The sequence below is a fragment of the Streptomyces sp. R33 genome, from assembly GCF_041200175.1.
Lineage (GTDB): Bacteria > Actinomycetota > Actinomycetes > Streptomycetales > Streptomycetaceae > Streptomyces > Streptomyces katrae_B.
On record NZ_CP165727.1, the window covers coordinates 5,216,300 to 5,228,703 of the forward strand.

Here is a 12,404-nt window from a genome sequence, read left to right on the forward strand (position 1 = left end):
ATGTGTCTCTTCCGGTCAACTGGCGTGTCCCGTCCGGAGCCTTCCGCAAACCCCGTCCTCACCTGCGCAAACGCCCGTAAGGGGAGCGCAAGTAGGGGCCGTTTCTCCCCGGTGTTCCTCGTTGAACATCGGGGAGAGACCTGTCTACCTTCTGAGTCGCCCGCCACCGCGGGCTCCTTCGACCGCATCGCCGAATCCTGCCGGCGGCCGGAGGGAACAGTCGTCGCGTCAAGCGCCGAAGGCAGGAGCGGGGGAACCAAGGTAGGCGCCGGGACCGGCCGTTGAGAGACGGTCACGGAAACGGCTAGGGGTTAAGTCGTGCGCCACGTCGCACGGCCGGGCACTCATCCGCCCGAACCCGACAGCTCACCTCGCAGGCGTCGGTGAGGAGAACTCCATGCTGCTTTCCGGCAAGGGCAAGCACCGTCGCGCCTCCAAGGCTGCCCGCATCGTCACGCTCGCCGGCGTCACCGGTGTCGTCGTCGCCGCCCCGCTGATGGCGGCCGGCTCGGCCTCCGCCGCCACCGCGTCCGAGTGGGACCGCGTCGCGCAGTGCGAATCCGGCGGCAACTGGTCCATCAACACGGGCAACGGCTACTACGGCGGCCTGCAGTTCTCGTCCTCCACCTGGGCCGCGTACGGCGGCAAGGCGTACGCCGCGCAGGCCAACCAGGCCTCCAAGTCGCAGCAGATAGCCATAGCCGAGAAGGTCCTCAAGGGCCAGGGCAAGGGTGCGTGGCCGTCCTGCGGCGTCGGCCTCTCCAACTCCTCTTACACCGGCGGTGGTACGACCGACACCCCGAAGAAGACGGAGCAGAAGACCGAGACCAAGAAGACCCAGCCGAAGAAGACCGAGCCGAAGAAGGAGACGAAGCGCTCCGAGGCTCCGACGACCCGCTCCGAGCGCTCCGAGGCCCCGGCCCCGAAGACCGGCAACGGCTCGTACGAGGTCAAGCCCGGCGACACCCTCGGCACCATCGCCGAGACCAACGGCGTCAAGGGCGGCTGGGAGAAGCTCTTCGAGCTCAACAAGGACATCGTCTCGGACGCCGACCTGATCTTCCCCGGTCAGAAGCTGAAGCTCAGCTGAACCCTGCCGTAACAACTGCGGCAGCGAGCACAGCACGCAGCATCCCCACCGCCCGGCGCGTCTTCCCCTCACGCGCCGGGCGGCGGCGTTTTTCCGGCCCGGGCCCCTCCTGTTCCCCTCCCGGACCCGCCCCGGACCCGGCCGGGACGGTGGCGATCAGGAGTCCTATGTACCGGAAGGCGGGTATTCGGGCCCTTTTTCGTCCCAGGAGGCGGGCGGTCGGCCGGCCTAGTGCCCGGAGCCGGTTAGGCTCTAGTCGGCGGGGCCATCCCACGGCCCGACATGCCACCGCACACCCAGCGTCACATCCCAGAAGGAGATGCTCGTGCCGTCCATCGACGTCGTCGTAGCCCGGGAAATCCTGGACTCCCGAGGCAACCCCACGGTCGAGGTCGAGGTGGGCCTCGACGATGGCAGCACCGGCCGTGCTGCAGTTCCGTCCGGCGCCTCCACCGGTGCTTTCGAGGCCATTGAGCTCCGCGACGGTGACCCCAACCGTTACATGGGCAAGGGTGTCGAGAAGGCCGTCCTCGCGGTCATCGAGCAGATCGGCCCGGAGCTCGTCGGCTACGACGCCACCGAGCAGCGCCTGATCGACCAGGCCATGTTCGACCTGGACGCCACCGACAACAAGGGCTCGCTCGGCGCCAACGCCATCCTCGGCGTGTCCCTCGCCGTCGCGCACGCCGCGTCCGAGGCCTCGGACCTCCCGCTCTTCCGCTACCTCGGCGGCCCGAACGCGCACCTGCTGCCCGTTCCGATGATGAACATCCTCAACGGTGGGTCGCACGCCGACTCCAACGTGGACATCCAGGAGTTCATGATCGCCCCGATCGGCGCGGAGTCCTTCTCCGAGGCGCTGCGCTGGGGTGCCGAGGTCTACCACACCCTCAAGAAGGTCCTGCACACCAAGGGCCTGTCCACCGGCCTGGGCGACGAGGGCGGCTTCGCCCCGAACCTGGAGTCCAACCGCGCCGCGCTCGACCTCATCGTCGAGGCCATCAAGCAGGCCGGCTACACCCCGGGCAAGGACATCGCGCTCGCGCTCGACGTCGCCGCGTCCGAGTTCTACAAGGACGGCAAGTACGAGTTCGAGGGCCAGTCCCGCTCGGCCGCCGAGATGACCGAGTACTACGAGGAGCTCGTCTCCGCGTACCCGCTCGTCTCCATCGAGGACCCGCTGTACGAGGACGACTGGGCCGGCTGGAAGGTCATCACCGACAAGCTGGGCTCCAAGGTCCAGATCGTCGGCGACGACCTCTTCGTCACCAACCCCGAGCGCCTGGCCCGCGGTATCGAGGAGGGCTCCGCGAACGCCCTGCTCGTCAAGGTGAACCAGATCGGTTCGCTGACCGAGACCCTCGACGCCGTCGAGATGGCCCAGCGCAACGGCTTCAAGTGCATGATGTCGCACCGTTCCGGTGAGACCGAGGACGTCACCATCGCCGACCTCGCCGTCGCCGTGAACTGCGGTCAGATCAAGACCGGCGCCCCGGCCCGCTCGGACCGCGTCGCCAAGTACAACCAGCTGCTGCGCATCGAGGAGATCCTCGACGACGCCGCGGTGTACGCGGGCCGCTCCGCCTTCCCGCGCTTCAAGGGCTGAGGGCTGAAGGCCGAGCGTTAATCACGCTCTTGCTTCCGTACGTCCCCGCACTCGGTCCCGTACCGTGTGCGGGGACGTATTGCGTAGTGCGTACCGCGTACAAGGGGAGGCGGGATCAATGGCCGGGAACCGGGATCGGTTCTCCACCTTCTCCACCGCGACCAGGCTCAAGCAGCTCGGCGAGCGGACCGCCGCCCACGTCTACCGCTCGCAGACGCGCCGCCAGGTCCGCCGCAGCCGGCTCACCGGCCGGGCCGCACTCCTGGTGCTCGTCCTCTGTACGCTGGTCGTCGCCCTCGCGTATCCGATGCGCCAGTACGTCTCCCAGCGCTCGGAGATCGCGGAGCAGCAGCGGGCCGCCGAGGCCGCGAGCCGACGCCTCGAACGCCTCCGCGACGAGAAGGCCCGCTGGCAGGACAACGCGTACGCGGAGCAGCAGGCGCGCAAGCACCTGCACTTCGTCCGACCGGGCGAGATCAGCTACATCATGACCGACCCCGGGGCGGGGGCCACCGAGCGGCACCGCACCGGAACGGCCGGATCCGGCCGGCCCTGGTACTCGAACGTCTGGGACGGCGTCGACAAGGCCGACCGCCCCGGCGAGTGACGGGCAACGGCACTGCGAGTACCGCGCCCCGAGCACCGCACCCATCCACGAGAACGAAGAGACTTCCTCCAGGCATGCAGACGCCCCCGCCCCAGACCGACCGGACCGAGCCGACCGACGCGGACATCGACGCGTTCCAGCAGCAGCTCGGCCGCCCGCCGCGCGGGCTGCGCGCCATCGCCCACCGCTGCCCCTGCGGCCAGCCGGACGTGGTGGAGACCGCCCCGCGCCTCCCCGACGGCACGCCCTTCCCGACGCTGTACTACCTCACCTGCCCGCGCGCGGCCTCCGCGATCGGCACGCTCGAGGCGAACGGCGTGATGAAGGAGATGCAGGCCCGCCTCGCCGAGGACCCCGAGCTGGCCGCCGCCTATCAGGCCGCGCACGAGGACTACATCCGGCGCCGTGACGCCATCGAGGTGCTCCAGGGCTTCCCGAGCGCCGGCGGGATGCCGGACCGGGTGAAGTGCCTGCACGTGCTGGTCGGTCACTCGCTGGCCGCCGGCCCCGGAGTGAACCCGTTCGGCGACGAGGCCCTCGCCATGCTGCCGGAGTGGTGGGCCAAGGGCGCCTGCGTCACCCCGTGCGCGCAGAAGGCGGAGAAGAAGGAGGCGGACGCGTGACCCGCGTCGCCGGCATCGACTGCGGTACGAACTCCATCCGCCTGCTCGTCGCGGACTGCGACCCCGCCACCGGCGAGCTGGTCGAGCTGGACCGGCGGATGACGATCGTCCGCCTGGGCCAGGGCGTGGACAAGACGGGCCGGCTGGCCCCGGAGGCGCTGGAGCGCACCTTCGCTGCCTGCCGCGAGTACGCGGCGGTCATCAAGGAGCTGGGTGCGGAGCGGCTGCGCTTCGTGGCGACCTCGGCCTCCCGCGACGCCGAGAACCGGGACGAGTTCGTTCAGGGGGTCCTCGGCATCCTGGGCGTCGAGCCCGAGGTGATCTCCGGTGACCAGGAGGCGGAGTTCTCCTTCATCGGCGCCACCAAGGAGCTGACGGGCACCACCCACATGGAGAAGCCGTTCCTGGTGGTGGACATCGGCGGCGGCTCGACCGAGTTCGTCGTCGGCGAGGAGCACGTACGGGCGGCCCTTTCGGTCGACGTGGGCTGCGTCCGCATGACCGAGCGCCACCTGGTGGTGGACGGAGCGGTCACCGACCCGCCGACCGCGCAGCAGATCGCCGCCATAAAGGCCGACATCGAGGCGGCGCTGGACCTCGTGGAGCAGACGGTCCCGCTGTCCGAGGCGCGCACGCTGGTGGGCCTGGCCGGCTCGGTGACCACGGTCGCCGGGATCGCGCTGGGGCTGCCGGAGTACATCTCCTCCGCGATCCACCACGCGCGCATCCCGTACGAGCAGGTCCGTGAGATCACCGAACGCATGCTGACGTCGGTGCACGCCGAACGCGCGGCGATCCCGGTCCTGCACCCGGGCCGGGTGGACGTCATCGGCGCGGGCGCCCTCGTGCTGCTCGCGATCATGGAGCGCATCGGCGCCGCGGAGGTCGTGGTCTCGGAGCACGACATCCTCGACGGAATCGCCTGGTCCATCGCCTGACGGGTGGGTCGCGGGAGGCTGGTGCGGGGCTCGTGCGGGCGTCGTGGGGAGCCTGTCGGGGACGTCCGGGGGCCCTTACGGGGGCTTTAGGTCCCGTCCTCCGCAGAAAGTTCGTGAAGTTCTTCACAAGGAAACGGGGCCTGATGGGCCGCGGGAAGGCCTCTTTGGGGGGCTCCCGGGGCTCGCAGGCCTCTTTTTCGTGGCGTTCGTGCGTTTCGAGGGCGCAGTCCGGCCTCGTCGGTAGGTATCCACCAACCCGGTGGTCTACTCCGCTTACGGGCTTGGAGGCCAGTTCAGGACGGGTGAACAACGACTCCCGTTACACCCTGGTTCCCGTTCGGCGCCATGACCTCCGTCACGTGGGCCGCGCAGTGTAGCAGAGCCCTTTCGGCACCTTGTGAAGGGGCTCACGAGCGACACCCCTTTGGGTGCTGGATACTCGTTCCATGAGCACCACGGAGCGTCCCAGGATCCTCGTTGTAGGAGGTGGGTACGTAGGCCTGTACGCGGCCAAGCGGATCATGAAGAAGATGCGCTATGGCGAGGCGACCGTCACGGTCGTCGACCCGCGGTCGTACATGACCTACCAGCCCTTCCTCCCCGAAGTGGCCGCAGGCAGCATCTCGCCTCGGCACGTCGTCGTCCCGCTGCGACGCGTGCTGCCCAAGGCAGAGGTTCTCACCGGCCGGGTCACCAGCATCGACCAGGACCGCAAGGTCGCCGTCGTCACGCCGCTCGTCGGCGAGGCGTACGAGCTGCCTTTCGACTACCTGGTGATCGCGCTCGGCGCCGTCTCCCGCACCTTCCCGATCCCCGGCCTCGCCGAACAGGGCATCGGCATGAAGGGCGTCGAAGAGGGCATCGGCCTGCGCAACCACGTCCTCGAGCAGCTTGACAAGGCCGAGTCCACGACGGACGAGAACGTCCGCCGCAAGGCCCTCACCTTCGTCTTCGTCGGCGGCGGCTTCGCCGGTGCCGAGACGATCGGCGAGGTCGAGGACATGGCCCGCGACGCCGCGAAGTACTACACCACCATCAAGCGCGAGGACATGCGCTTCATCCTGGTGGACGCGGCCGACAAGATCCTCCCCGAGGTCGGGCCCAAGCTCGGCACCTGGGGCAAGGAGCACCTCGAGTCCCGCGGCATCGAGATCTACCTCAGCACCTCCATGGACTCCTGCGTGGACGGCCACGTGGTGCTGAAGAACGGCCTCGAGGTCGACTCCGACACCATCGTGTGGACCGCAGGCGTCAAGCCCAACCCGGCGCTGGCCCGCTACGGCCTGCCGCTCGGCCCGCGCGGCCACGTCGACACCGCCCCGACCCTCCAGGTCCAGGGCACCGACTACATCTGGGCCGCGGGCGACAACGCCCAGGTCCCGGACGTCGCCGCCCGCAAGGCCGGCGTCGAGAACGCCTGGTGCCCGCCGAACGCCCAGCACGCGCTGCGCCAGGCCAAGGTCCTCGGCGACAACGTCATCTCGGGCATGCGGGGCTTCCCGCAGGCCGAGTACTCGCACTCCAACAAGGGTGCGGTGGCGGGCCTCGGCCTCCACAAGGGCGTCGCGATGATCGTCATGGGCAAGACGAAGATCAAGCTCAAGGGCCGGCTCGCCTGGTACATGCACCGTGGCTACCACGGCATGGCCATGCCGACCTGGAACCGCAAGATCCGCGTCTTCGCCGACTGGACCCTCGCCATGTTCCTCAAGCGCGAGGTCGTCTCCCTCGGTGCGCTCGAGACCCCGCGCGAGGAGTTCTACGAGGCCGCCAAGCCGGCGCCGGCTCCGGCCGCCGCGGCAGCCCCCGCCGCGAAGGCCAAGGCCTCCTGACCCGGGCCTGACCGGCAACACCTCCAGCACGTCCCCGAAGGGGCCGCCCGCCATCCGTGGTGCGGGCGGCCCCTTCGGCGTTCCCGGCGGCCCCCTCGGCGGCCTCCTCGGCGGCCCTCCGGCGACCCCGCCGTTGGAGCGGTGTCCGATTGACGGATCCCGGAAATGGGTAGGCCGTTCGGTCGGATCGTTCTGGAGGTGCCTACGATGACCGACGCCGCGCCGCGGCTGGCCGCTCTCGCCGAGACACTGCTGGGCGCCCCCGTGCCCGTCCGGATTCGCGCCTGGGACGGCAGCGAGGCCGGACCGCCCACCGGCCCCACCCTGGTGCTGGCCAACCGGCGCGCCTTGCGCCGTGTCCTGTGGCGACCGGGTGAACTGGGCCTGGCCCGTGCCTGGGTCGCCGGCGACATCACCGTCGAGGGCGACCTGTTCGAACTGCTCGACCGGGTGGCCGGCCTGCTCTGGGAGCGGGATCCCGTCACCGCCCCCGAAGCCGAGCCGGCGGTCCGCCGCTCGGGGCTCGGCAAACTCGCCGCCCTGCGCCCCCACCTGCCGCACCGGGCGATGACGGGCGCCGCCGGGACCGCCGCGCTGCTGCGCGACCCCGCCGCCCGGTCCGCCCTGCGCGACCTCGTCGCCCTGGCCCGGCCGTGGCCGGCGCCCGCTCCGCCGCCGGAGGAGGCCCCGCGCCGCGGCGGCCCCCTGCACACCAGAAGCCGCGACCGGCAGGCGATCAGCCATCACTACGACGTCGGCAACGAGTTCTACGAGCACGTGCTGGGCCCCTCGATGGTGTACTCCTGCGCCTACTGGAGCCCCAGCGCCACCCTGGAGGACGCCCAGCGGGACAAACTCGACCTGGTGTGCCGGAAGCTGGGCCTCGAGCCCGGCCTGCGGCTCCTCGACGTCGGCTGCGGCTGGGGCTCCATGGCCCTGCACGCGGCCCGGGAGTACGGGGTCCGCGTCACCGGCGTCACCCTCTCGCGCGAACAGGCCGTGTACGCCCGCAAGCGGGCCGCGGAGGAGGGCCTGGCCGACCGGGTCGACATCCGGATCCAGGACTACCGGGACGTCAAGGACGGCCCGTACGACGCCATTTCGTCCATCGGCATGGCCGAGCACGTCGGCGCGGAGCGCTACCGCGAGTACGCCCGCACCCTGCACGGCCTGCTGACCCCGGGCGGCCGGCTGCTGAACCACCAGATCGCGCGCCCGCCGGACCCGGACGAAGAGGCGTACCACGTGGACGAGTTCATCGACGCCTACGTCTTCCCCGACGGGGAGCTCTCCCCGCTGGGCACGACGGTGGGCGAGCTGGAACGCGCCGGGTTCGAGGTCCGCGACGTGGAGGCGCTGCGCGAGCACTACGGGCTGACCCTGCGCGCCTGGGTGGCCCGGCTGGAGGAGCACTGGGAGGAGGCCGTACGGCTGACCTCGCCAGGGCGGGCCCGGGTCTGGCTGCTGTACATGGCGGCCTCGGCGCTGGGCTTCGAGCACGGCCGGCTCGGCGTCAACCAGGTCCTCGCGGTGAAGCCCGCGACGGCCGGCCGCTCGGGCCTGCCGCTGCGGCTGCGCACCTGGGGCGCGTGAGCCCGGTACGGCAGGCCCGGCGTACGGCAGGCCCCGCGTACGGCAGGTCCCGTACCCCAGGTCCCCGCACGAACGCGGGAAGGGCCCCGGGGCGTGTGCCCCGGGGCCCTTCCGTGTCCCTGCGAACCGCTCTGCGCTACTCCGTCTTGATGGCGGTCAGCATGTTCAGGCGGGCCGCGCTGCGGGCCGGCCACATGGCGGCCAGGACGCCGACCACGGCGGCCAGCAGGAGGAAGATGCCGATCCGGTCCCACGGGAGGATCAGTTCGTAGTTCGGCATGGCCTTCGCCAGCGTGGTGCCGACCGCCCAGGCGAGGAAGATGCCGATGGCGACGCCCAGGGTCGCTCCGAAGAGCGAGATCACGACGGCCTCCAGGCGGATCATGTTCTTGACCCGGCCCCGGTCGAGACCGATCGCCCGCAGCATGCCGATCTCCTGGGTCCGCTCGAAGACGGACATCGCCAGGGTGTTGACCACACCGAGCACCGAGATGATCAGCGCCATGCCGAGCAGGCCGTACATGACGTTCAGCATCGTGTTGATCATGCCGCCCATCTCGTTGCGCATGTCCTGCTGGGTGGCGACGGTGATCGCCGGGTTCTTGCCGAGGGCGTCGATGACCTTCTGCTGGCCGGCCTTGGACGCCCCGCCGTCGACGTTGACGTACACCTCGCGGACGTACTGCTCCTCGCTGTGCTCGCCGAGGATCTTGCCGTCGATGACGTACGGGGAGAGCAGGCCCTCCATGTCCTTGTAGACCGCGCCGACCTTGAGGGTGGCCTCCTGGCCGTCGTCGTACCGCACCTTGAGCGTGGAGCCGACGCCGAGGTTCTGCTTCTTCGCGGTCTTCTCGGCGACCAGGATCTCGCCCTTGCCGAGGGAGTCCACCGAGCCGCTGACCGTCTCGATGTTCAGCAGCTGGCCGATGGCGGCCGGGTTGACACCGGACGCCGACCGGAAGTCCTCGCCGACCTTGAAGTAGCCGGCCGTCTGCGGGGAGACGGCCTTGATGCCGGGAGCCTTGGCCAGGGTCTCGGCCACCGACTTGTCGAGGCCGCCCATGTCGTCGGCCATGGAGACCTTGTAGTCCGCCTTGAGCTTCTCCGTGCTCATGCGGTCGACGACCTTGCCCACGGTGATGCCGAGCACCGACAGCGTGGTGACCAGGGTCAGGCCGATGGCCAGGGACGCGGCGGTGACGGCGGTGCGGCGCGGGTTGCGGACGGCATTCTGGGAGGCCAGCTTGCCGGGGATCCCGAACACCTTCTGCAGCAGCGGGCGGACGGCCCCGATGACCGGCTTGGACAGCAGCGGCAGCAGCACGATCATGCCGATGAGCATGAAGAAGGCGCCTGCGCCGATGGTCATGCGGCCCTCGTCGCCGCCCATGGACACGCCGAGCACGACCAGGCCGATGCCGAGGAGGCTGATGACGGAACCGAGGACGTTGCGCAGGACCAGGGACTTCGCGGTGGCCGGCAGGTGGGCGCTGCCCATGGCGGCGACCGGGGCGATCCGGCCGGTGCGCCAGGCCGGCAGCACTGCGGCGATCGTCGTGACCAGGACGCCGATGACCAGGGCCGCGACGACGGTCCCCGGGGCGATCACCAGGCCACCGCCCGGGAGCTTGGCGCCGAAGGAGCCGATCAGGGAGCGCATGCCGACCGCGAGGCCGATACCGCTGATCAGGCCGACGGCGGCGGACACGGCGCCGACGACCAGGGCCTCGGCGAGCACCGAGCGCATGACCTGGCCGCGGTTGGCGCCGACGGCGCGCAGCAGGGCCAGCTCCTTGGTGCGCTGGGTGACCAGCATGGTGAAGGTGTTGTAGATCAGGAAGATGCCGACGAAGAGCGAGATGCCGGCGAAGACGAGCAGCATGGTGCCCATCTGGCCCAGGCCCTTCTCGATCTCCTTGGCCTGCTCCTTGGCGAGCGCCGCACCCGTCTGCGCCTTGGTGTTCTTGCCGTCGACCAGGGGCTTGATGTCGGCGAGCAGCTTGTCGGCGGACGTGCCGTCCTTGGCGCCGACCGACATCTCCTGGAAGTAGCCGGGCTTGAGGTAGAGCTCCTGGGCGACCTTGGTGTCGAAGAGCACCAGGCTGCCGCCGGCCTGGACGGCGCCGTCCTCGGTGGTGAAGACACCGGCGAGGGAGTACTCCTTGACCGGGCCGTTGGTGGCGACGCGGACCTTGTCGCCGACCTTGTACTTGCCCTTGTCGGCGGTTGCCCTGTCGAGCGCGATCTCGTCGGCCTTGGCCGGGCCGGCGCCCTGGGTGAACGCGTAGCGCGGGTCCTTGCCGTCCTTGGCGGGCGTGTAGTTGGCGCCCTGGTTGGACCAGCCGGAGCCGATCAGCTTGCCGTTCTCGTCGCCGACGCCGGCGAAGCCGGAGACGCGCCCCGAGACGGAGGCCACGCCCGGGAGCGCCTTGACCTTGTCGAGGGTCTGCTGGCTGAGGCCGGGCTCGCCCTCCTTCTCGCCCGCTGCGTTGCGGCCCTGGCCGTAGGAGGTGACGGAGACGGCCACTCCCTCGTAGCTCTTGGCGGACTGGCCGGAGAGGGACTTCTTGAGGGTGTCGGTGAAGACGAGGGTGCCGGATACGAAGGCGACGCCGAGGGTGACGGCGAGCACCGTCATCAGCAGCCTGGCCTTGTGCGCGAGGACGTTGCGCAGGGCGGTACGGAACATGGTGGAGGAGTCCAGGATGTCGTGGGTCAGCGGCGGAGGACTGGCGGAGGGGCAGTCCCTCAGCTGGTGCGGCCCTTGGCGTCGAAGGCCTTCATGCGGTCGAGCACCCCGTCGGCGGTGGGGCTGAGCATCTCGTCGACGATGCGGCCGTCGGCGAGGAAGATGACGCGGTCCGCGTAGGAGGCGGCCACCGGGTCGTGGGTGACCATGACGACGGTCTGGCCGAGCTCGCGGACGGAGTTGCGCAGGAAGCCGAGGACCTCGGCGCCGGAGCGCGAGTCCAGGTTTCCGGTCGGCTCGTCACCGAAGATGATCTCGGGGCGGGAGGCCAGGGCGCGGGCCACGGCCACGCGCTGCTGCTGGCCGCCGGAGAGCTGGGTCGGGCGGTGGCCGAGCCGGTCGGAGAGGCCGACCATGCTGATCACGTTGTCCAGCCACTGCTTGTCGGGCTTGCGGCCCGCGATGTCCATGGGCAGGGTGATGTTCTCCAGCGCCGTCAGGGTCGGCAGCAGGTTGAACGCCTGGAAGATGAAGCCGATCTTGTCCCGGCGCAGCTGGGTCAGCTGCTTGTCCTTGAGGGTGCCCAGCTCGGTGTCGCCGATGCGGACGGAGCCGGCGGAGAAGGTGTCCAGGCCGGCGACGCAGTGCATCAGCGTGGACTTGCCGGAGCCCGAGGGCCCCATGATCGCGGTGAACTGGCCCTGCCCGAAGTCCACGGAGACGTTGTCGAGGGCGACCACCTGGGTCTCGCCCTGGCCGTACACCTTGGAGAGGCCGGTCGCCCGGGCGGCGACGGCCTGGGTGGTGTGGGGGGCGTAGTTCATGGTGGTCACGGAAGCGACTCCTCGGGCTGCGGACCGGGGTGCGGTCTGCTGATCGGCGGGACTCTCCCATCGTCGCCGCGCCCGTGGCTCCGGGGATCAGCCGCGGTGCCCGTTCCCTGGCCCACTGGAGTCTGATCGCGGGACGTCCCGCCTCCTCCTCTGGTATGACAGCCGGCCGGGCGGCACTCGGGGGCGGACCGGTGCCCGGCCGTGCCCGGGGGCGGGGCGCGCGGCCCGGGGTGGCCCGGGGTGGCGGGAGGGTGGCGCGAGCCATCGAAATCCCGTCATTCCCGTTTCGGGTGTGATCGCCACCCGTAACGGGCCCACCGTGTGTTCTCGCTCCTGACGGACCCTCAAGCGCCAATAGAATCAGACAACATCGGATAGAGGACCCGGTTGCGACCTGGGCGTTCCGGATAGGCTCGGCGCAGCGTTCAGTGCTTTTTGTACGGGAGCCGCTACGCCCTGCCCGGATGGTGGAATGCAGACACGGCGAGCTTAAACCTCGCTGGCCTTAAGGCCGTGCCGGTTCAAGTCCGGCTCCGGGCACTCCCGCACCTTCCCGATATCTCCGGCGCTTCGCCGTGCCTTCTCCTAAGATC

Annotated in this window: 9 protein-coding genes, 1 tRNA gene and 1 riboswitch; of the genes, 8 read left to right on the plus strand and 2 right to left on the minus strand. The window is 70.2% G+C overall.

The genetic code is table 11. The features are described from left to right. Positions 1-223 precede the first annotated feature (223 nt). Positions 224-395, plus strand: a riboswitch (cyclic di-AMP (ydaO/yuaA leader). Between the two features lie 2 nt (positions 396-397). From AB5J51_RS23950 to AB5J51_RS23980, 7 genes are all read left to right on the plus strand, one after another. Next, positions 398-1,090: a transglycosylase family protein gene (locus tag AB5J51_RS23950; protein ID WP_369778614.1), complete on the plus strand. Its 693-nt coding sequence runs from the start codon at positions 398-400 to the stop codon at positions 1,088-1,090. Positions 1,091-1,409: 319 nt separating this feature from the next. After that, the gene (eno, locus tag AB5J51_RS23955; protein WP_053688163.1) at positions 1,410-2,696 is read left to right on the plus strand and encodes a phosphopyruvate hydratase; all 1,287 of its coding nucleotides are present in this window, start codon (positions 1,410-1,412) and stop codon (positions 2,694-2,696) included. A 118-nt stretch (positions 2,697-2,814) separates the two neighbouring features. After that, complete coding sequence (locus AB5J51_RS23960) at positions 2,815-3,303, plus strand: septum formation initiator family protein (protein ID WP_369778615.1); 489 nt, start codon at positions 2,815-2,817, stop codon at positions 3,301-3,303. Positions 3,304-3,377: 74 nt separating this feature from the next. Continuing rightward, positions 3,378-3,926: a DUF501 domain-containing protein gene (locus AB5J51_RS23965; protein ID WP_136226213.1), complete on the plus strand. Its 549-nt coding sequence runs from the start codon at positions 3,378-3,380 to the stop codon at positions 3,924-3,926. Further along, on the plus strand, positions 3,923-4,864 hold the full coding sequence (locus tag AB5J51_RS23970; RefSeq protein ID WP_136226212.1) for a Ppx/GppA phosphatase family protein: 942 nt from the start codon (positions 3,923-3,925) through the stop codon (positions 4,862-4,864). Before AB5J51_RS23965 ends, AB5J51_RS23970 begins: the two co-directional genes overlap by 4 nt. A gap of 446 nt (positions 4,865-5,310) precedes the next feature. Then, entirely contained in the window at positions 5,311-6,696 is a 1,386-nt protein-coding gene (locus AB5J51_RS23975; RefSeq protein WP_030296962.1) for an NAD(P)/FAD-dependent oxidoreductase, read from the plus strand. 207 nt (positions 6,697-6,903) lie between these two features. After that, complete coding sequence (locus AB5J51_RS23980; protein WP_369778616.1) at positions 6,904-8,289, plus strand: class I SAM-dependent methyltransferase; 1,386 nt, start codon at positions 6,904-6,906, stop codon at positions 8,287-8,289. Positions 8,290-8,425: 136 nt separating this feature from the next. On the opposite strand, the gene AB5J51_RS23985 is transcribed toward AB5J51_RS23980, so the two are convergent. Together AB5J51_RS23985 and AB5J51_RS23990 are read right to left on the minus strand one after the other, a co-directional pair. Beyond that, a complete protein-coding gene (locus tag AB5J51_RS23985; protein WP_136226211.1) occupies positions 8,426-10,978 on the minus strand; it encodes an ABC transporter permease in 2,553 nt (850 codons plus the stop codon). 59 nt (positions 10,979-11,037) lie between these two features. Continuing rightward, the gene (locus AB5J51_RS23990; RefSeq protein ID WP_107093736.1) at positions 11,038-11,802 is read right to left on the minus strand and encodes an ABC transporter ATP-binding protein; all 765 of its coding nucleotides are present in this window, start codon (positions 11,800-11,802) and stop codon (positions 11,038-11,040) included. A gap of 467 nt (positions 11,803-12,269) precedes the next feature. Here AB5J51_RS23990 and AB5J51_RS23995 point away from each other — a divergent pair. Further along, positions 12,270-12,351 (plus strand) — tRNA-Leu (locus AB5J51_RS23995). Positions 12,352-12,404: the final 53 nt, after the last annotated feature.